The organism is Paraburkholderia sp. Ac-20342, from assembly GCF_017104985.1.
Classification (GTDB): Bacteria; Pseudomonadota; Gammaproteobacteria; order Burkholderiales; family Burkholderiaceae; genus Paraburkholderia.
Window position 1 is genome coordinate 80,866 of record NZ_JAAGPQ010000020.1, and the last position, 18,699, is coordinate 99,564.

General features: G+C 65.0%; 15 protein-coding genes and 1 pseudogene. 7 read left to right on the forward strand and 9 right to left on the reverse strand.

Annotation, left to right across the window (positions count from 1 at the left end; genetic code table 11):
• Positions 1–22: 22 nt before the first annotated feature.
• The 3 genes from G3N58_RS11160 to G3N58_RS11170 all read right to left on the reverse strand — a co-directional run bounded on the left by G3N58_RS11160 (position 23) and on the right by G3N58_RS11170 (position 2,772).
• Positions 23–877 (reverse strand): helix-turn-helix domain-containing protein, encoded by an 855-nt coding sequence (locus G3N58_RS11160; RefSeq protein WP_205999184.1) that lies wholly within the window; start codon positions 875–877, stop codon positions 23–25.
• A 298-nt stretch (positions 878–1,175) separates the two neighbouring features.
• Positions 1,176–2,516 carry a type II toxin-antitoxin system HipA family toxin gene (locus G3N58_RS11165; protein WP_167049845.1) on the reverse strand — a complete coding sequence of 447 codons (1,341 nt, stop codon included), beginning with the start codon at positions 2,514–2,516 and terminating at the stop codon, positions 1,176–1,178.
• A 1-nt stretch (position 2,517) separates the two neighbouring features.
• Entirely contained in the window at positions 2,518–2,772 is a 255-nt protein-coding gene (locus tag G3N58_RS11170) for a helix-turn-helix transcriptional regulator (RefSeq protein WP_167049847.1), read from the reverse strand.
• Positions 2,773–3,035: 263 nt separating this feature from the next.
• Between G3N58_RS11170 and G3N58_RS11175 the strand changes: the two genes are divergently transcribed.
• The 4 genes from G3N58_RS11175 to zwf all read left to right on the forward strand — a co-directional run bounded on the left by G3N58_RS11175 (position 3,036) and on the right by zwf (position 8,118).
• Complete coding sequence (locus G3N58_RS11175; RefSeq protein ID WP_205999185.1) at positions 3,036–4,376, forward strand: FAD-binding oxidoreductase; 1,341 nt, start codon at positions 3,036–3,038, stop codon at positions 4,374–4,376.
• Between the two features lie 76 nt (positions 4,377–4,452).
• A complete protein-coding gene (locus tag G3N58_RS11180) occupies positions 4,453–5,085 on the forward strand; it encodes a C39 family peptidase (protein WP_167049859.1) in 633 nt (210 codons plus the stop codon).
• Between the two features lie 393 nt (positions 5,086–5,478).
• Positions 5,479–6,447 carry a bifunctional Delta(1)-pyrroline-2-carboxylate/Delta(1)-piperideine-2-carboxylate reductase gene (lhpI, locus tag G3N58_RS11185; RefSeq protein ID WP_205999186.1) on the forward strand — a complete coding sequence of 323 codons (969 nt, stop codon included), beginning with the start codon at positions 5,479–5,481 and terminating at the stop codon, positions 6,445–6,447.
• 189 nt (positions 6,448–6,636) lie between these two features.
• A complete protein-coding gene (gene zwf / locus G3N58_RS11190) occupies positions 6,637–8,118 on the forward strand; it encodes a glucose-6-phosphate dehydrogenase (protein ID WP_167283941.1) in 1,482 nt (493 codons plus the stop codon).
• Positions 8,119–8,340: 222 nt separating this feature from the next.
• Here the strand turns inward: zwf and G3N58_RS11195 are convergent, their stop codons facing one another.
• On the reverse strand, positions 8,341–9,297 hold the full coding sequence (locus G3N58_RS11195) for a LysR family transcriptional regulator (RefSeq protein ID WP_167049855.1): 957 nt from the start codon (positions 9,295–9,297) through the stop codon (positions 8,341–8,343).
• Between the two features lie 819 nt (positions 9,298–10,116).
• A pseudogene (locus G3N58_RS11200) lies at positions 10,117–11,171 on the reverse strand (NAD(P)-dependent alcohol dehydrogenase).
• A gap of 348 nt (positions 11,172–11,519) precedes the next feature.
• Here G3N58_RS11200 and G3N58_RS11205 point away from each other — a divergent pair.
• Positions 11,520–12,488, forward strand: a complete 969-nt coding sequence (locus G3N58_RS11205) for an AraC family transcriptional regulator (RefSeq protein WP_167050429.1) — start codon at positions 11,520–11,522, stop codon at positions 12,486–12,488.
• 13 nt (positions 12,489–12,501) lie between these two features.
• Here the strand turns inward: G3N58_RS11205 and G3N58_RS11210 are convergent, their stop codons facing one another.
• The 3 genes from G3N58_RS11210 to G3N58_RS11220 all read right to left on the reverse strand — a co-directional run bounded on the left by G3N58_RS11210 (position 12,502) and on the right by G3N58_RS11220 (position 14,700).
• Positions 12,502–13,323 (reverse strand): molybdopterin-dependent oxidoreductase, encoded by an 822-nt coding sequence (locus tag G3N58_RS11210; protein ID WP_205999187.1) that lies wholly within the window; start codon positions 13,321–13,323, stop codon positions 12,502–12,504.
• Positions 13,320–13,982 carry a cytochrome b/b6 domain-containing protein gene (locus tag G3N58_RS11215; RefSeq protein WP_167050427.1) on the reverse strand — a complete coding sequence of 221 codons (663 nt, stop codon included), beginning with the start codon at positions 13,980–13,982 and terminating at the stop codon, positions 13,320–13,322. Before G3N58_RS11215 ends, G3N58_RS11210 begins: the two co-directional genes overlap by 4 nt.
• A gap of 88 nt (positions 13,983–14,070) precedes the next feature.
• Positions 14,071–14,700, reverse strand: coding sequence for a hypothetical protein (locus G3N58_RS11220; protein WP_167283944.1), 630 nt, complete (start codon positions 14,698–14,700; stop codon positions 14,071–14,073).
• A 242-nt stretch (positions 14,701–14,942) separates the two neighbouring features.
• Between G3N58_RS11220 and G3N58_RS11225 the strand changes: the two genes are divergently transcribed.
• Positions 14,943–15,614: a heavy metal response regulator transcription factor gene (locus tag G3N58_RS11225; RefSeq protein ID WP_167050423.1), complete on the forward strand. Its 672-nt coding sequence runs from the start codon at positions 14,943–14,945 to the stop codon at positions 15,612–15,614.
• Positions 15,611–17,011, forward strand: a complete 1,401-nt coding sequence (locus G3N58_RS11230) for a heavy metal sensor histidine kinase (protein ID WP_205999188.1) — start codon at positions 15,611–15,613, stop codon at positions 17,009–17,011. Before G3N58_RS11225 ends, G3N58_RS11230 begins: the two co-directional genes overlap by 4 nt.
• Positions 17,012–17,069: 58 nt before the next feature.
• Here G3N58_RS11230 and G3N58_RS11235 read toward each other — a convergent pair whose 3' ends face one another.
• Positions 17,070–18,548: a sensor domain-containing diguanylate cyclase gene (locus G3N58_RS11235; protein ID WP_205999189.1), complete on the reverse strand. Its 1,479-nt coding sequence runs from the start codon at positions 18,546–18,548 to the stop codon at positions 17,070–17,072.
• Positions 18,549–18,699: the final 151 nt, after the last annotated feature.

Sequence of the window (18,699 nt, forward strand, 5' to 3'; positions counted from 1 at the left end):
GCGGCGCTTCAGCGCCGCCGCGTCACGGCCGGTTCAGGCGCTTCGACAGATCCGCGACGAGAATCGCCATGCGCGCGGGCTTCTCGTAACACGCGACGTCGTAGTTGCGGATCACCTGGCTGATCTCCGACTCGCTCGCCTTGCCGGTGAGCAGCTCGCCCGTCAGCACGAAGATCGGCGCGTCCGGATTCTCCGAGCCGCGCACCGCGCCGATCGCGGCGGCCGACGTCTGCGCGCCGAACAGCCAGTCGATGATCACGCCGTCGAACACCTGGGTCTGCAACTGCTCGGTGAAGGTCGCGAGTCCGTAGATCGCCACCGCCGCGAAACCGCTGCGTTCGAGGTAGTCGCGCAGGTTGTCGGCGCTTGCCTGATCGTCGTCGACGACGGCGATGGTCGGCTTGTCGGTCTCGGCGCGGCGCGGATAGATCTCGATCTTGTGGACTTCGTAGGCGCTCTGGTACAGCGTGCCGTCATGGCGCGCGACGCGCCATTGGCCGAGCCGCGCATACGCGACGAACTCGGGGCGGCTGCCCGCTTCGAGCGCGGCGCCGACCCAGGCGGTGCAGGCAAGCTCGGTCGAGCCGATGCAGAACACCGCTTCCTGGGCGACCGCGCCGACCACGCCCGGATCGAGCGATTGCGCGCCGAACAGCTGCGCCGCCGGTTCGTCGAACACTTCGGCGACTTTCTTGATCTGCGAGAGGGTCCAGGGGCTATTGCCGCGCAGCTTGCGGTGTCCCTGGGAAAAACTCAGATCGAGGATGCGGCATAGTTCCGTGGTTTGCTGGCGTTTGCCGATTCCATGCCGGCTCATCAACTCGCGCACGCGCTCGGCAACCGCGATGGAGTCGGGTGAGTTTGTTTCGTTGGCCATACTGCGTAAGAATCCGCCGTCTTAAAAGGTACAGAAAAGGTACAGGAAAAGCGCGGTGCGAGAGACACTGCGCAGCCGCGCGCAGTCAATACACATACCGCGCCGGCGCGGGGGACAGCAAATGTACCGTAAAAAAATTCACAATTTATGATTTTGTCGGGCCATCAGCCGACGCCGGCCCTGCGAAGGACGCAACGGGCATGCCCGCCATTTTTGATGTATTTCGCATCAAAACGAATTTTACCGATGAAACGATGACGTATCTGTAGGGTATGCCGCGCATGAGTTCCGTGCGAGCCTAGCTTGCCGGCATCTTTTCGAGCCTCGCCGCCGAGCTTTTCAGGCCTTTGAAAATCCGCTCCGCGACCTTGCCCGGAAACCGCTCGGGCAGCCGTGCCGCGACCCGCTCGATCACCGCGGGCGTCTGTTCGATGAGGCGCGCGATCAGCGGCTCGGCGTCGGCGCCGTAGGAGCATTTCAGCGCCATCGCGTTGAAGTGGCGCCGCTGCACGTCGCGAAACGCATCGTGCTTGCTGCGCGACCACAGGCCCATCGCGAGCCGTGCCTTGTACCACGACCACTGGTTCGGGCCGTTGCCCTCCACCGGCCAGATCGACATCACGTCGTAGAGCGGCGTGAGCCGGAAGTAGCCGCCCGCGAGCAGGCGGATGCTGAAATTCTTCGCGTGGCCGTCCGGCGCCGCGAGCATCCAGAACAGGATCTGGCTGGCGAGCAGCGTTTCGAGGTCCTGCCGCGCGTCGACCGATTGCTGGAGAATCCGCGCAAGATCGCGCAGGCCCGGGCCGCCTTCGTTTTCGTACTTGCGATGCGACGGCACGCCGTACACCTGGCAGAAGTCTTCCTGCGGCAGACGCAGCAGCCATTGGCCGCTCGAATGCATCTGCCGGTCGAAGCGCTCGACGGCGAGCACGCGCTGCTTGCCGAATCTCAGCACCTCGGCGTTCGCGGCCGGCAGGCCGTACTCGCGCAGAATCTGCAGACACAACCATTCGTTTTCGACCGACGTGCTGAGATCGGCGAGCCGGTTGCCGACGAGCCCGAGCGGCAGCTTGAAAATATGCGTGGTGGGCGTGGCGCCGTGCGGCCGCTGCCATTTGCCGTCGTGCCAGAGCAATGCGGTTTTCTCCTGGGCGCCCGCGAGCGAGATGCGGAAGTCGTCGGTTTCGTCGGGTGCGCCGAGCGCCGGGCCGCCGACCGTTTGCGCGAGCAGCGCCTCGATCTCGTCGTCCGTGAGCGGGGTGCCCTCGATGCGGCCGACGCCGTCGGGCCTGTCGTCTTCGCCGAGCAGTTGGACCGCGCCGACGCAGTCGCGGCCGATCGCCCGCAGCAGATCGAATGCGTCGAGCGTTTCGGTCTGGTAGCGTTGCGCGATGCGTTTTCTGATGACGTCGCTATCGGGCAGCAGGTTGTCGAAGTAGTTGAGCACGCGCGGCCCTTTGTGCGGCCAGTTGCCGGGCGTGAACGGCAGCGATAGCGACAGCGGCCGGCCCGCGGCCGAGGCGATCCACGGGAGATCGTAGGAGAATTCCATCGGGCCGCGCGAGGGCAGGCGCCAGATGCCGACGCGCTCACCGTTGGCCCAGACCGACAATGCCCGTGCGTGAGTCGCGCGCCCCATCTCACCACTCGATGATCGGCGCCGGTTCGGCAACCGGCTGGTTTTTGTCGAGCATCTGCAACTGCAGGCCGTAGGCGCCGCACAGCGCGAGCAACTGGGCGAGCGTAAGCGCGCTCGCGTCGGTTTCGAGCGACGAAACGCGGCTCTGGCTGACGCCGATGCGCGCGGCCGCCTCGGTTTGCGTGAGGCCGGCCTGCCGCCGGCTGGCGGCGAGCAGTTGGGCCATCTGGTCTGCCTGAGCGATGAGATGAAGCATGGCAAAATATCTGCGAGACGAATATTTGCAATATATTCGCCAAACGAATATTTGTCAAATATGCGTGTGGCGAATAATGTGCGAATGCCCGGGAAATTCGCTGAGCGCCAGTCCTGGCAGGCTTCCCGCCCGGATCGCCGGTCCGCGCATTGCGGACAACTCGCGCGCCTGCGAAGATGAGGTCCACGTTCAGGACCGTTCGCCCGCTGGTTGCGGCTCGATGAACATCACGCCATGCCCCCCGACCCGATAACCGCGATTCAATGACCACGACTTACCCGCTGCATTCGCACTTCACCCGCGCCGATCAAGCGTTTCCCGCCCATGCCGACGTCGTGATCGCCGGGGCCGGCATCATGGGCTGCGCGGCCGCCTACTACCTCGCGCGCCGCGGCCTCTCGGTCGTGGTGCTCGACAAGTCGCGCATTGCCGGGCAGCAGTCGTCGCGCGCATGGGGTTTCGTGCGCCAGCAGGGCCGCGAAGCCGCCGAGGTGCCGCTGATGATGGCGAGCATCCCGTTGTGGAAAGAACTCGAGCGCGAGCTGAATTTCGATCTGGAATGGCGCCAGGGCGGCTGCCTCTACGTCGCGACCGATGAAGAAGACTGGGTGGCGTTCCAGCAATGGATGGACGTCGCGCGCCAGCACGGGCTCGACACGCGCACGCTCGAGCGCCGCCAGATCGATACGGTCGTGAGCGGCATGCAAGGTCCGTCGCTCGGCGGCCTCTACACGCCGAGCGACGGCCAGGCCGAACCGCGCCGAGCTGCGGCGGCGTTCGCGGCACGCGCGGCCGAAGCCGGCGCGCTGTTTTTCGAAGGCTGCGGCGTGCTGGGCGTCGAGCGCGCGGGCGGCGCGATCGCCGGCGTCGTCACCGAGCGCGGGATGCTGCGCACCTCGCGCTTCGTCTGCGCGGCCGGCGCGAGCAGCTGGAAACTGCTCGGCACGCTCGGCCTCGAATTGCCGCAGCAGGCAGTGCGCGGCACCTGCATGCGCACCAATCCGCTGCCGGCCATCACCGCGTCGACGTTCTGGGGGCACGGCCTCGGCATCCGCCAGCGCGCGAACGGCGCGATCAATCTCGCCGACGACATGCAGGTCGATGTCGACATGACGCCTGGCCATTTCCGCGCGCTCAAGTGGTTCCTGCCCGAGCTGTGGAAGCAGCGCGAGAAGTTCAGCTTCCACCTGAACGGCGCGTGTCTGCGCGACTTGCGCGAGCGCCTGCCGGGCGGCGCGCCCGACGAAGCGCGCGTGCTGTATCCGCGCGATCCGCAGCCGCAGCCGAACGAGGGCCACGCGCCGCGCGCGCTTGCCAAACTGCGCGCGCTGTTTCCGGCGCTCAAGGACGCGCAGGTGGTCGAAGCGTGGGCCGGTCTGATCGACGTGCTGCCCGACGGCATTCCGGTGATCGACGCGCCGTCGCAGGTGCCGGGCCTTACGATCGCCACCGGCTTTTGCGGCCACGGTTTCGCGATGGGGCCGATCGTCGGCAAGCTGCTCGCGGAACTCAACGATGGCGGCCGCCCGTCGCTCGATCTGTCCGCGTTCCGTCTGGGGCGTTTCTTCGACGGCACGATGCAGCGGCCGCGCAGCATGCTGTAAAGCTTTTTGTTTTCCACGAGACCCGCCGATACGACTGTGCATGACCGTGAATAATCGCGAATCACCGCTACGACCGATGATCGAACCCGCACTGCGCCACACCGGCGTTCCGTACTACACGCAATGGGGCAGCCCCGCATGGGTGCGCGACATCGTCGAGCGGCAATGCGATCCGTGCGACGACCCGCACTGGCGGCGCAGCGGTTTCGCCGATCCCGAGCGCTACCGCTTCTGGGCCAAACGGCTCTGCGGACTCACCTGCCTCGAATCGGCACTCGACTACTGGCGCATCGGCCATCCGCCGCGCGCGGCGTTGCTCGACGCAGCGCTGCGGCATGGCGTGTACCGGCTGCGCGACGACGGCGGCGTCGACGGCCTGATCTACCGGCCGTTTGCCGAGTGGGCGGGCGCTGCGTTCGGCATCGAGGTCGACGTGCTGCCGCAGGTGTCGCTCGAAGAGATCGCCGCGCGCCTCGCGGCCGACACGCTCGCGATCGTTTCGGTGAGCCCCGAAATCCGCTATCCCGAACGGCCGAACCAGCGGCAGGGCGGTCATCTGATCCTGCTGCACGGCCGCGATCGCGAGGGCGCGTGGTTTCACAATCCATCGGGCGTCGCGCCGCATCAGGCCGACGTGTATCTGCCGTTCGCGACGATGGCGCGGTTCTATGCCGGACGCGGGATGACGCTGACGTTCGGCGCACGGTAGCGGCGGCGTGCGGTGTTCGGCAACGGCAGGACGGCAGTGTGGCAGGGCGGCGACAAGGGCGCGTGGTAGTAAGCGGTTGGCAATGCGGGGCTGGCGATACGAGGCTGGCGATGCGCCAGGTGACCGGTAAAGCGGGGCGGCACCTGGGCGCGCAAGCACGAACGTGGGCATGATCCGCGCGGCTGGTCATTTTCGCCGCGCTCGGTTACGGTGATGCCCATGCCCATGCCCATGCCCATGCCCATGCCCATGCCCATGCCCATGTCTGTGCCTGTGCGGTAGCCCCGCCCGCTCGCAAGCCACGGAGCCACCATCAGGCCTCACCGGCGCATCCGGCCCGCGCGGTCCTGCCCACCGAACACCACCCCTCACCAGGATTGGAACGCCCCGCCCATGATCCGTCCGCCCACGCCGATCTTCGACGCCGCCGCGACCGCGCGGCTGATGCCATACGCCGCGCTCGTCGAGGCGCTCGAACGCGCGAGCCTCGACTATGCGCAGCAGCGCATCGCGAGCCCCGAACGGCTCGTGGTGCCGCTCAACGCGGGCGGCATCATGCTGTCGATGCCCGCGACCGCGCCCGATCTCGCGATCCACAAGCTCGTCAACGTGTGCGCGAGCAACCGCGCGCGCGATCTGCCGACGATCCATGGCCAGGTCATGGCCTTCGACGCCGATATCGGCGAGACGCTGTTCGTGCTCGACGGCCCGACCGTGACGGGCCGCCGTACCGCGGCGATGTCGATGCTCGGCGTCGCGACGTTCATGCCCGCTGCGCCGCGCGAGTTCCTGCTGATCGGCACCGGCACGCAGGCGCTCCATCATCTCGAAGCGATCGGCGAGCTTTACCCCGAGGCGCGCGTATGGGTGCAGGGCAGCGCGCCCGAGCGTGCCGAGGCGTTCTGCGCCGCGCAGCGCGGCAAGGCGCGCGAACTGCGGATGCTGATGCAGCCGGCCCAACCCGCGCGAGGCGCCGCCGCGGCCTCTGCTTCCATCCCCGCCTCGATCGACGTCGTGATCGCGCTGACCACGAGCCGCCAGCCGGTCTATGACGAAGCGGCGCGTGCCGGACGGCTCGTGATCGGCGTGGGCGCGTTTACGCCGGAGATGGTCGAGATCGGCGCGAACACGCTCGCGGGAAGCGCCCTGTTCGTTGACGATCCCGCCGGCGCGAAGCACGAAGCCGGCGATTTCATCCAGGCGCGCGTGGACTGGGCGCGCGTCGCCGGCCTTGCCACGGTGCTCGGCGATGCCGGGCCGCGGCCGGGCGGCCCCGTGATGTTCAAGAGCGTGGGCTGCGCGGCCTGGGACCTCGCCGCGTGCCGGGTCGCGCGCGCGGCGTTGTCGTCGAAAACACCCTGAAAACAGGGCGCTTTCGCGCCCGCTTGGCATCTTGCCCCAACCTGGGGCAGATGTTGCCGTGCAAACTATTGCAAAACGTTGCACCATAGACGTTTGCCGGAAAAAAACGCCTGCGGATTTCCGCTGCCGGACCCGCGGGCTGCCGATTTCTGATCGACGCCTTTTCTCTTACGACGCTGCGACCGTGCCATGACGACCCAACAAGCCTCTGCCACACCCGAACTGCCGCTCGACATGATCATCTTCGGCGGGACCGGCGACCTGTCGTTCCGCAAGCTGCTGCCCGCGCTTTACATGGCGCATCTGCACGGCAATCTGCCATCCGATACCCGCATCCTCACGATCGGCCGCAAGCCGTGGTCGCGCGAGCAGTACATCGGCGAATTCATGGAGCAGAAGGCGAAGCCCTTCATCGAGAAGAAGGCGTTCGACGCAGCGGCGTGGGACAAATTTCTCGCGATCTTCGAATACGTGCGCATGGACGTCGATTCGCCCGACGATTACCTGCGCCTGAAGGAAGCCTCGCGCGAAGACGTGCGCCGCGTGTTCTATCTCGCGACCTCGCCGGACCTGTTCATGCACATCTGCGACAACCTTTCCGCGGCGGCGCTCGTCGACGGCAATTCGCGCGTCGTGCTCGAAAAGCCGCTCGGCCACGATCTCGCTTCCGCGCAGGAGATCAACATCGCGGTCGGCAAGCACTTTAGCGAAGCGCAGATCTACCGGATCGACCACTACCTCGGCAAGGAAACCGTGCAGAACCTGATGGTGCTGCGCTTCGGCAATCCGATCTTCGGGCCGCTGTGGCAGGCGCCGTACATCAAGAGCGTGCAGATCACCGTGGCCGAAACGGTCGGCGTGGGCAGCCGCGCGGGGTTCTACGACAAGACCGGCGCGCTGCGCGACATGGTGCAGAACCACCTGCTGCAACTGCTGTGCATCGTCGCGATGGAGCCGCCCGTGTCGCTCGATCCCGACGCGGTGCGCGACGAAAAGCTCAAGGTATTGCGCTCGCTGCGCCCGATGACGCCCGAGGACATCGCGCGCGACACGGTGCGCGGCCAGTACACCGCCGGCGCGGTCGACGGCGAGGCGGTCAAGGGCTACCTCGAGGAAGACAACGTGCCGGCCGGCAGCCGCGCCGAAACCTTCGTTGCGTTGCGCGCGCATATCAACAACTGGCGCTGGGCCAACGTGCCGTTTTTCCTGCGCACCGGCAAGCGCATGCAGAAGAAGCTCTCGGAAATCGTCATCGAGTTTTCCGATCTGCCGTTCTCGATTTTTCCGAGCGGTGGCCGCAACTATGGCAACCGGCTCGTGATCCAGTTGCAGCCGGAAGAGTCGATCCAGTTGCAGATGCTCGCGAAGGAACCGGGCAGCGGCATGCATATGCTGCCGGTGAGCCTGAATCTGGACCTGCAGCAGGCTTTCACCGAGCGTCGTGCCGAAGCGTATGAGCGACTGCTGATCGACGTGGTGCGCGGGCGTCTCACGCACTTCATGCGCCGCGACGAACTCGAAGCGGCATGGGCATGGGCCGAGCCGATTCTCGACGGCTGGGCGAAGTCGGGCGAGCGGCCGCGCTCGTATACGGCGGGCACGTTTGGGCCGGCCGCGTCGACTGCGTTGATGGCGCGCGAGAACGCGGTGTGGGCTGAAGAATCGCAGTAAGCGTTGCCGATGGGCGCCGCCGTGGTGTGGTGGCGCGATCGACGTGCCCGGCCCTATCACCGCAACCGCCGGATTCAACGGGTGGTTCGATCCTGAAGCGGCGCAAACGGCGCTGCGTTTGCCGATCAGACAGAAGTGATTCCGCTCGACTTGACGGACAGCGAGTTCGTGACGAGCCGCATCCCCGCGTGCGTGCGCATTGCCGCGTAGCAGGTTCGCGCTTCATGCGGGATGCAGCCCGCGCAGCAACTGGCGTACGCGCGACAGATCCTGCTCGACGTGGCCGTTCTTCTCGAACAGCTCGGCGAGCCAATCGACGAACGCGCGCACGCGCGGCGACACGCGACGGTTTTTCACATACGCGATCGAAACCGGCATCGGCACCGGTTTCCATTGCGGCAGCACTTCGCGCAGCAATCCCGCATCGAGGTAGGGCTGCGCGGCGACGCGCGCGGGCTGAATGAGACCGAGCCCCTGCAGGCCGCAGGTCAGGTAAGCCTGCTCGTCGGTGACTCTGACGAAGCCATCGAGCTTGACCGTGAGCGCTTCGCCGTCCACTTCGAAATCGAAATCACACTCGCGGCCGTTATGCGGCGACACGCAATTGACGGCGACGTGCGCATGCAGATCGTCGAGATCGACGGGCGTGCCGTGGCGGGCGAGATAAGCCGGACTCGCGCAGGTCACGTGTTCGAGCGTGCCGAGTTGCCGCGCGACGAGGCTCGAATCGGGCAATTCGCCGAGCTGGATGCTGCAATCGATTGCTTCGGATACCAGATCGACGGTGCGGATGCTCACGCCGATCGCGAGATCGAGATTCGGGTAGAGCGCGTGAAACTCGTCGAGAGCGGGCAACACGATTGCGGTTGCAACGGAGTTCGGCATTTCGATACGCAGACGGCCGGTCAGATTGTCGGTCGAATTACGGATGCTGGCTTCCATCTCGTCGATATCGGCGAGGATTTGCGCGCAGCGTTCGTAGTAGGCAGCGCCTTCCGGCGTGACGCTTAGACGCCGTGTCGTGCGGATCAATAGCGCGGTGCCCAGCAGGGCTTCCAGGTTCTGGACGATCGTTGTTGCTGTTGCTCTGGGGATGTTTAATGACTCCGCTGCGCGGGTGAAGCTGTTGGTGTCCACGATTCGGATGAATGTGCGCATGGCGGTTATTCGGTCAATCATGGAGTGTGCTCCTGGTAAAGGGTTTTGCCTGCGGCGGTTTTTTGTCGTTGTTCTGACTTTGTTGGCCTTTCCTTGTGTTCATGTCGGTCTATTGGCGTTGCCCCTGTGCGGGGCGGCACCTACTTTCTTTGCGGCTGCAAAGAAAGTAGGCAAAGAAAGCAGCTTCACACCGCCAGTTCTTAAGCGGGTCCCCTGGCTTGGAGGGGGCAGTGGTGCATCTGGAATCGGTGCCCTCGCACATTCAATGCAGGTGACAAAGCCATCATCCGTTCCCACTCCGCACTGCGTGCGTCGCGGACGGGGCTGCCAGGAGAACCAGCGGGTTCGTTCGCAAGCGAGGGCCATCGACTACGCCTCGGCGACACGCCGAAACAACCGATGGTTTTTGAGCTGGGGTTCGGCGCGCGCAGCGCCGCCGGAAGAATGACTGCCTTGTCACTTACGCGGAGTGCGCGAGGAGACAGACTCCAGATGCACCACGATCCCCTCCAGGCCAGGGGACCCGCTTAAGAGCTGGCGGTGTGAAGCTGCTTTCTTTGCCTACTTTCTTTGCAGCCGCAAAGAAAGTAGGTGCCGCCCCGCACAGGGGCAACGCCAATAGACCGACACGAACACAAGGAAAGGCCAACACCAGAAGAACAACGACAAAGAAGCACCGCCCCACACAGGGGCAACACCAACAGACCGACACGAACACAAGGAAAGGCCCACAAAGTCAGAACAACGACAAAACCACCGCAGGCAAAAAAATAAAAACAACAAAACATACCCCCGCGCCGCAGGCAAAAAAACCATCCGCTGCGCGGGCAAAACCACCCACTACTTCCTCAAAGAATCCATATCCACCACAAACCGATACTTAACATCACTCTTCAGCATCCGCTCATACGCCTCATTGATCTTCTGCATCGGAATAACTTCAATATCGGAAGTAATGCCATACCGCCCACAAAAGTCCAGCATCTCCTGCGTCTCCGCAACTCCCCCAATCAACGACCCGGCCAGGCGCCGCCGCTTGAGAATCAGATTGAACACCTGTGGCGACGGATGATCGTGCTCCGGTACGCCACAACGAGCGTCAGCGTGCCATCCCGCTTCAACAGACTCAAAAACGGATTCAGGTCGTGCTGCGCCGCCACCGTATTGATGATGAGATCGAAGCTGTTCGCATGCGCTTCCATCTCTTCCGGGTTCTTCGAAATCACCACCTCATCGGCACCCAGCCGTTTCGCATCCTCGATCTTCGACGGCGACGTCGTGAACAGCACGACATGCGCACCCATCGCATGCGCAAGCTTCACGCCCATATGGCCGAGACCGCCGAGGCCGACAATGCCGACCTTCTTGCCTGGACCCGCACCCCACGTGCGTAGCGGCGAATACGTCGTGATGCCCGCGCACAGCAGCGGCGCGACGCCGGCCGGGTCGAGGCTGGCCGGCACGTGTAGCGTGAAGGCTTCGTCGACGACGAGTTGCGTCGAGTAGCCGCCGTATGTCACCCGGCCGTCGACGCGATCCATGGCGTTGTACGTGCCGACAAAACCGCTCTCGCAATACTGTTCGAGACCTTCCGCGCAATTCGCGCAGGTGCGGCACGAATCGACCATGCAGCCCACCGCGACGAGATCGCCGACCTTGTGCTTCGTCACGTTCGGGCCCACCGCGCTCACGCGGCCCACGATCTCGTGGCCCGGCACCAGCGGGTAGATCGTGTTCTTCCATTCATTGCGTGCCTGGTGCAGGTCGGAATGGCACACGCCGCAGAACAGCACGTCCATCTGCACGTCATGGGCGCGAGGCGCGCGGCGTTCGAGGTCGAACGGGACCAGCGGCGCGCTGGCGTCGGTTGCTGCATAGGCATAAGTCGTGCTCATGGGTAGCTCCAGCAAAAAGATGATGGCGCAAAAGGCGGCGCGCCAGCGATACGCAACCTGCGTTGCGGATGTGGCGAACCCCAGCATGAAACAGGATCGTGATGCGAACGACGGCAAGCGCGAAGCGGACCCGATTCTCCACTCGATGCGAGGTAGGGCAACGAATGGACGGGCGCGCTTTGCGCAACGAAAAGGACGATCCGGCAGGGTTCCCATCATAGGAGCCAGACACCGCTCGCGGAATACCTGATCGTCTTGAAGGTTTGCCTAAAACTCCTGGGTAGCGGCACGGCAGGCTGTTTGATGCTAGATTTCAAGCATTATTCTCTTGCCTGTCACCATACCGTCATGTCCACCCAAGTTGTCCGCCCAGCCACGCAAGACCTCGCGCAGCAGCGCGTGCTCGAACTGTTCGAGGTTCTCGCACCCAATGTCGGCTTCACGCGCACGAGTCTCGAAGGCGTCAACCTGCTGCGCGCGAATCAGCCGATGCCGCGCATGCCGGTGATGTACGAGCCGAGCATCGTGATTGTCTGCCAGGGACGCAAGCGCGGTTATCTCGGCGATCAGGTGTTCCAGTACGACGCGCAGCAGTATCTCGTGCTGTCGGTGCCGCTGCCGTTCGAATGCGAGACCGAGGCGAGTGTAGAGGAGCCGTTTCTCGGCATCTCGGTACGCGTCGATCTGACGATGGTCGCCGAGTTGCTGATGGCCCTCAACGAAACGCAGGGCGTCGCGCAGAACGAGCCGGTCGGCATCTATTCCACGCCGCTCGACCCGGCGCTCAGCAACGCGGTGCAGCGCTTGATGGAAGCGTTGGCCGCGCCGCTCGACGCGCGCATTCTCGCACCCGCCATCGTGCGCGAAATCTGTTATCGCGTATTGACCGGCGAGCAGGGCGATGCGATTCGCGCGGCGCTCACGCATCAGAATCACTTCGGCCGCATTGCGAAGGCGTTGCGGCGCATTCATGCGGACTATCACGGTTCGCTCGACGTCGATACGCTCGCGGCCGAAGCGGGCATGAGCCTCGCGGTGTTTCATGCGCAATTCAAGGCAGTCACGGCCACCTCGCCGATGCAGTACGTGAAGACCACGCGCCTGCATCACGCGCGTCTTCTGATGGTGCAGGACGGTTTGAATGTAGGCGCGGCCGCGGTGCGGGTTGGCTATGAAAGCGCGTCGCAATTCAGCCGCGAGTTCAAGCGCCTGTTCGGCCTCAGCCCCGGCGACGAAGTCAAACGCATGCGTGCCGTGTACGACTCGCCGCCGCGGCAGCCGCCCAAGCCGGCGCCGCGCTATGTCACCGCGGTCTGATGGCGACAGGCGGCTACAGGCCGCTGAACCAGTTGTAGCCCTGGTCTTCCCAGTAGCCGCCAGGGTTCGTGTTGGTCACGAAAATGGCCGCGATATGCTTCGGGTTCTTGAAGCCGAGCTTGGTCGGCACACGCAGCTTTAGCGGATAACCGTATTTGGCCGGCAGCGGCTCGTTGCGGAAATCGAGCGTCAATTGCGTTTGCGGATGCAGCGCAGTCGCCATGTCGAGGCTCGAGTAATAGCGGTCCGCGCATTTGAAGCCCACGTAGCGCGCGCTCAGATCGGCGCCGATCCGTTCGAGGAACGTGCGGAACGGCACGCCGCGCCATTGTCCGATCGCGCTCCATCCTTCGATGCAGACGTGACGTGTGATCTGCGAAACCTGCGGCAGCGCGCGCAGCTGTTCGAGCGTCCAGCTGCGCTTGTCGGCGATGAGCCCCGACACTTCGAGCCGGTAGGTCGAGCCGTCGATATCGGGCGCGTCGAACTCGGGATAGAACGCGTTGAACGGAAACGGGTCGGTGATCTCGCGTTCCGAATAGGTCGGCGCGAGTTTGTTGCGGTTGAACAGCCACGCCTGCACGCGATCGTTCCAGCGCGACATGGCCCACAGCACCTTGTCGACGGAATCGCCGTCCTGCATGTTGCAGCCCGACAGCATCGCGAGCGCGCCGATCGACAGCGACGAGCGCAGGAACAGACGCCGCTGCAACTGCTCGATCTGCGGCTGGTGGTCGGCGAGAAGGATGCGCGAGCGGCGCGTATCCTGCGCGGCAGCGGCACTTTCGGCACTCCCGGCGCTATCGGTTCCGTCGTTTCGTTTGGGCGTGTTCATGCGCGAGTCCTTTCCTGCGCTTCGCGCGGGGCATGCGAGACGCGGCGCGCGCGGCCCGTGAACATTGGCGGCAACGTGCGCGGCACCAGCAGCACGAGCGCCAGATGCACGACGACGAAGCCGGCCACGCCGGCCATCGCGACGAAGTGCACGCGCCGGGCGAAGTCGAAGCCGCCGAACAGCGCGGTTAGCCACGAGAATTGCACGGGCTTCCAGATCGACAGTCCCGAAGCGACGAGCAACACGCCGAGCATGAGCACGAGCAGATAGAGCGCGCGCTGCACCGCGTTGTATCGGCCGGTATCGTGCGGCAGTCTGAAGCGCAAGGCGAGCGCCGCATCGCGCGCCACCTCGCGCGGATGAACCGGCAGCAGCTTGCGCCGCAAATGCCCGCTTGCGAGGCCATACGCGAGATACAGCAGGCCGTTCGCGCACAGCAGCCACATCGCCGCGAAATGCCAGGCGATCGAGCCGCCGAGCCAGCCGCCGACCGTTGCCCACACCGGGAACGTGAACGGAAAGATCGGCGAGGCGTTGTAGATCGCCCAGCCGCTCATCAGCATGCAGACCATCGCGAACGCGTTGATCCAGTGCGTCACGCGCACGACGAGCGGGTGAACGATCAGGATGGCTTGCGGTTTTGCCTGCGGTTCGGACATCGGCGGAAAGCGCTCAGCGAAGAGAAGCGGCAAGCCGCGCCCGGTGCGGGCGCGGCCATTCGAATAAAATACAGGGAAGGGCGGTGCCTTACATCGGCGGCGTCACGCCATGCTCGCCGGCCGAGATGAAGTTCGCGGTCATCGAGCCGTCCGCTTCCTTATGCGCGAACAGCACGACCTTCGTGCCCGACGTGAGCAGCGCGCGGGTGCCCGGTTCGAGGCTGACGATGGGCACGTCCTGCGGAATCACGATCTTCTTTTCGCCGTCCTTGTACTTGACCGTGATCGTGCGGCCGTTGCTGACCACGAGCGAGCCGACCGTGCCGTTCGTCATCGTGCTGTTCGCGCCGAGATCCCACGGGCGATGGCCTTCGCCCGAGCCGCGCATGCTGGCCGGGAACACGTGCACTTCGAGCGCCTTCAGCGTGCCGTCGGCTTGCGGAATCGCGGCGGTGCCGACATAGCTGTCCGGCTTGATGTCGTTGACGTTGGCGAGCAGGACGCCGCGAATCGGCGTGTCGGCGGGCAGCTTCACGTCGACGTCCTTGCCGTCGCGCGTGTGCACTTTGAGCACGTCGCCCGACAGCGACGTTATCGTGCCGCGCAGGCCGGTCGGCGCGGCGGTCTGGGCCTGGGCCGCGGGCATCGTGGCGAACAGGGCGGCGGCGAGCGCGGGGGCGGTGAGGGCGCGCAGCATTCGCGCGGAAACGATCTTCATGAGGCTGCTCCAGGAAGGGTGAAACAGGGAATGGTGCGCACAGCCTAGCTCGCGCCCTGGCTCGTCGCGGTGACAGGCGGATGACAAAAACGTCATGAACGCAGGGTGACGGCCACGTAGAATGGCCGCCAGGGCCATTGCGGCGTATCGGGCATATTCGGGCATATCGAAGCGTGTGGAGCGTGCCGATCGGATATGCCGCGGGCCATTATGTCGAACCGTGGGCAGGAGCCGCGCGCATCATGAGCATTCTCGTCATCGAAGACGATCCGAAGACCGGCGATTATCTGAAGAAGGGCTTGCGCGAGAGCGGCTATGCGGTCGACCTCGCGCGTACCGGCACGGACGGCCTGCACATGGCGCTGGAACACGCATACGAACTCGTGGTGCTCGACGTGATGCTGCCCGGCATCGACGGATGGGAAATCATGCGCGCGTTGCGCGCGCGGCGCGATCTGCCGGTGATTTTCCTGACCGCGCGCGATCAGGTTAGCGACCGGATTCGCGGCCTCGAACTCGGCGCCGACGACTATCTCGTCAAGCCGTTTTCGTTTACCGAACTGGTGCTGCGCATTCGCACGCTGCTGCGCCGCGGCGTGATTCGCGAGAGCGACGTGTTCGAGGTGGCCGACCTGAAGCTCGACGTGCTGCGCCGCCGGGTCACGCGCGAGGGCGTCGAGATTCCGCTCACGAACAAGGAATTCATGCTGCTGCATCTGCTCGTGCGGCGCGAGGGCGAGGCACTGTCGCGCTCGCAGATCGCCTCGGAAGTGTGGGACATGAACTTCGACAGCGACACCAACGTGGTCGACGTGGCGATCAAGCGGTTGCGCGCGAAGATCGATCATCCGTTCGAGAAGAAGCTGATTCACACGGTGCGCAGCATCGGCTACACGTTCGGCGACGGCGCATGAGACTGTGGACCGAACGCTCGCTGATCGCACGCACGACGATACTGTTCGCGCTGATCGCGTGCGTCGTGATCGGCTCGCTCGGCGCGTATTTCTATCAGTCAGCCGAAGTATCGCTGCAGCGCCGCGCCGACGTCGTGCTGACCGGCCGCGTCGAGCATTTCAGCCGCATCGTGCACGATCTTTATTCGGTCAGCGAATTGAAGAAGCGGCCGCTGCTGTTCGAGACGATGCTCGGCGCGGAGGAGGACGTGCTGCTGTTTCGCCGCCCGGGCGAAGCGCCGTTCGTCGACGTGAATCCGGGCAATCTCGCGGTGCCTGATTTGCCGGCGCGTCCGGCGGGCAATCTGCCCGGCGTCGCCGATATCCGTCAGACGTTGCTGCCCGACGGCGTGCCCGTGCATTGGGCGGTCGCCACGGCGAGAGCGCGCGAGGACGGTACCGAAGTCGAAGTGATCGCGGGGCACCCGATGACCCACGAAATGCGCATGCTGGCCGCGTACCGCAACCGCATCGTGCTCGCGACGCTGATCGGCATGCTGGCCGCGACGCTGCTCGCCTACTGCGTATTGCGCCGCGCGCTGCGGCCGGTGCGCGAGATCGCGACGCGCGCCGCGCAGATCAGCCCGGCGAATCTCGCGGTGCGTCTCGACAGCGAGGCCGCGCCGCTCGAACTGCGTCAGCTCACGCGCGCGTTCAACGCCATGCTCGATCGTCTCGCGGACGGCTATCAACGCTTGCAGCAGTTTTCCGCCGACCTCGCGCACGAGATCCGCACGCCGGTTGGCGTGCTGATCGGTCAGACCCAGGTCGCGCTCGCGCAACCACGCGAGGCCGACGAATATCAGCAACTGCTCGAATCGAATCTGGAAGAGCTGAATCGCCTCAGTCATATCGCCGAGAACATTCTCTTTCTCGCGCACGCGGATCATGCGGGCTTGCCGATCGAGCGGCAGCCGGTCGACCTGCAAGGCGAACTGCTCAGGATCGCAGATTATTTCGAAGGTCTTGCCGACGAACGCGGCATGCGCTTCGAAGTCGATGCGGCCGGCGTGGTGTCGGCGAACCCGATGCTATGCCGCCGTGCGATCAACAATCTGGTCGTCAACGCGGTGCGTTACGGCGCGGGCGATACGGTCGTGCGCCTGAGCGGCGCGCAGGACGAGCAGGGCGCGACCGTGACGGTCGAAAACGAGGGCGCGCCGATTCCGGACGCGCAACTGGACCGTCTGTTCGACCGCTTCTATCGCGGCGACGCGGCGCGCAGCGCCTTCACCGAATCGAACGGACTCGGGCTCGCGATCGTCAAGGCGATCATGCATCTGCATGGCGGCACCGCGCGCGCGGTGTGCCCGATGCCGGGCGTGGTGCGCTTCGAGCTGAGGTTTCCGGGCGCCTGAGCGGGCGAGTTGCGAAGCAGCAAGCGCCGCCACGCGATCGGCTGGCCGGCAGCGTCTCTTACGCGTCCGGTCCATCCGTTGCCGGCTGGTTCTCATAGTGCGCGCGCTTTTTCTCGTACATCAGCAGATCGGCGCGCTGTACGCCCGCTTCGAGCCGGTCGCCGCGCTGGCAGGTCGCCGCGCCCATCGAGAAGCTCAGCGGTGCGCCCGGATAGAACTGGTTGTTCATCTCGACGAGCTGATGGATCGAATCGATCATCGCGGCGCCGCCGCGCTCGTCGGTATCGGGCATCAGGATCGCGAATTCGTCGCCGCCGATACGCGCCGCGTGGAACGGCAGCTCCATCGCCTTCGCGAGCACTTCGCCGGCGCGCCGCAGCAGCGCGTCGCCGGCCGCATGGCCGAGCTGATCGTTCACGCGCTTCAGGCCGTTCAGGTCGGCCATGATGATCGTCACGGGCCACGGCCCCTTGCGTTCGAGCCGGTTCAGTTCGTCGACGTAGAACGAGCGGTTGCGCAGCTTCGTCAGCACGTCGTGCTTGCCGAGGAATTCGAGGTAGGCCTCGGCCTTCTTGCGCGCGGTGATGTCCGTGAGCGCGACGAGCACGAGGTCCCAGCTATCCTCGTGGCCGGGCAGCACCGAGAATTGCAGATGCACGTGCACCTCGTTGCCGTCGAGCGAGTAGTTGAGCACTTCGCGCTGCTGGAACAGCTTGTTGTCCCACAGGTCGATCAGCTGCTCGCGGAAATGCGGGCGCATGTCGTCGCGGAACACGTCGGCGAGACGCGCGAGCAGCGTCTTCTTGTCCTTCGCGGCGAACATGCCGAGCGTGTGCTGGTTCACGTCGAGCACGTGAATCTCCGCCATGCAGCGTTCGACGAACTCGGGATGCACGTCGGTAAACACGCGGAAATCGCTGATGCCCGCCGCGCGCGCGCCGTCGATCAGGCGCTTGACCGCGCTGAAATCCTCGACCCATAGCGACACCGGCGAATGCTCGAAGAGACCGCGCGCGTACTGCTCGGCCAGCGAGACGCGGCGCCGCGCGCCTTCGAGTTCGGTGATGTCTTCGGTCGACACGAGCACGCGGTCCCAGCGCTCCTCGTGACCGGGCAGCACGGCGCCCTTGAGCAGCACGTCGAGCCGCCGTCCGCCGAGCGTGTAGTTGACCGTGTGGCTCGTGAAGTGCAATTGCCCGGCCCATAACTGGCACAGCTCTTCGAGGTGCGTCTTCAGCATGTCGTCGCGGAACACCGACGCGAGGTTATGCGTGAGCGTGTCGAAATCGGCGGCCTCGAACTGCGCGAGTGTCTGCCGATTGACCTTGATGACGCGGATGCGGTGCGCGCATTCGGCAACCCGGCGCGGGTCTTCCGCGAAATGGGCGCGCAGATCGGTCACGCCCGCGGCGCGCCATGCATCGAACAGCGTCTGCACGCCGCTGAAGTCTTCGAGCCAGAGCGAGACGGGGGCGAGCTCGAACATCCCGGAATCGTCGTTGACAGGCGCAGAGCCGCTCGTGAGGGTATCCAGCATGAGGTTCTCGGGATCGAAAGTGCGGCTATTTTATGACGGCTTCGCGCGCGCCGAAACGAAAGACTGGCGAGACGTCGTTTTTTTTCGCAGGCGCTGGGGGGCGAAAGCGGCCAAAGCGGCGAGGGGACGGCCATGCACGCGCGACCTTGCT

What these genes read in the sequence shown, in the direction of transcription:
- G3N58_RS11160 (WP_205999184.1), bottom strand. Translation starts at nt 877, where the DNA reads ATGGCCAACGAAACAAACTCACCCGACTCCATCGCGGTTGCCGAGCGC.
- G3N58_RS11165 (WP_167049845.1), bottom strand. Translation starts at nt 2,516, where the DNA reads ATGGGGCGCGCGACTCACGCACGGGCATTGTCGGTCTGGGCCAACGGT.
- G3N58_RS11170 (WP_167049847.1), bottom strand. Translation starts at nt 2,772, where the DNA reads ATGCTTCATCTCATCGCTCAGGCAGACCAGATGGCCCAACTGCTCGCC.
- G3N58_RS11175 (WP_205999185.1), top strand. Translation starts at nt 3,036, where the DNA reads ATGACCACGACTTACCCGCTGCATTCGCACTTCACCCGCGCCGATCAA.
- G3N58_RS11180 (WP_167049859.1), top strand. Translation starts at nt 4,453, where the DNA reads ATGATCGAACCCGCACTGCGCCACACCGGCGTTCCGTACTACACGCAA.
- lhpI (WP_205999186.1), top strand. Translation starts at nt 5,479, where the DNA reads ATGATCCGTCCGCCCACGCCGATCTTCGACGCCGCCGCGACCGCGCGG.
- zwf (WP_167283941.1), top strand. Translation starts at nt 6,637, where the DNA reads ATGACGACCCAACAAGCCTCTGCCACACCCGAACTGCCGCTCGACATG.
- G3N58_RS11195 (WP_167049855.1), bottom strand. Translation starts at nt 9,297, where the DNA reads ATGATTGACCGAATAACCGCCATGCGCACATTCATCCGAATCGTGGAC.
- G3N58_RS11205 (WP_167050429.1), top strand. Translation starts at nt 11,520, where the DNA reads ATGTCCACCCAAGTTGTCCGCCCAGCCACGCAAGACCTCGCGCAGCAG.
- G3N58_RS11210 (WP_205999187.1), bottom strand. Translation starts at nt 13,323, where the DNA reads ATGAACACGCCCAAACGAAACGACGGAACCGATAGCGCCGGGAGTGCC.
- G3N58_RS11215 (WP_167050427.1), bottom strand. Translation starts at nt 13,982, where the DNA reads ATGTCCGAACCGCAGGCAAAACCGCAAGCCATCCTGATCGTTCACCCG.
- G3N58_RS11220 (WP_167283944.1), bottom strand. Translation starts at nt 14,700, where the DNA reads ATGAAGATCGTTTCCGCGCGAATGCTGCGCGCCCTCACCGCCCCCGCG.
- G3N58_RS11225 (WP_167050423.1), top strand. Translation starts at nt 14,943, where the DNA reads ATGAGCATTCTCGTCATCGAAGACGATCCGAAGACCGGCGATTATCTG.
- G3N58_RS11230 (WP_205999188.1), top strand. Translation starts at nt 15,611, where the DNA reads ATGAGACTGTGGACCGAACGCTCGCTGATCGCACGCACGACGATACTG.
- G3N58_RS11235 (WP_205999189.1), bottom strand. Translation starts at nt 18,548, where the DNA reads ATGCTGGATACCCTCACGAGCGGCTCTGCGCCTGTCAACGACGATTCC.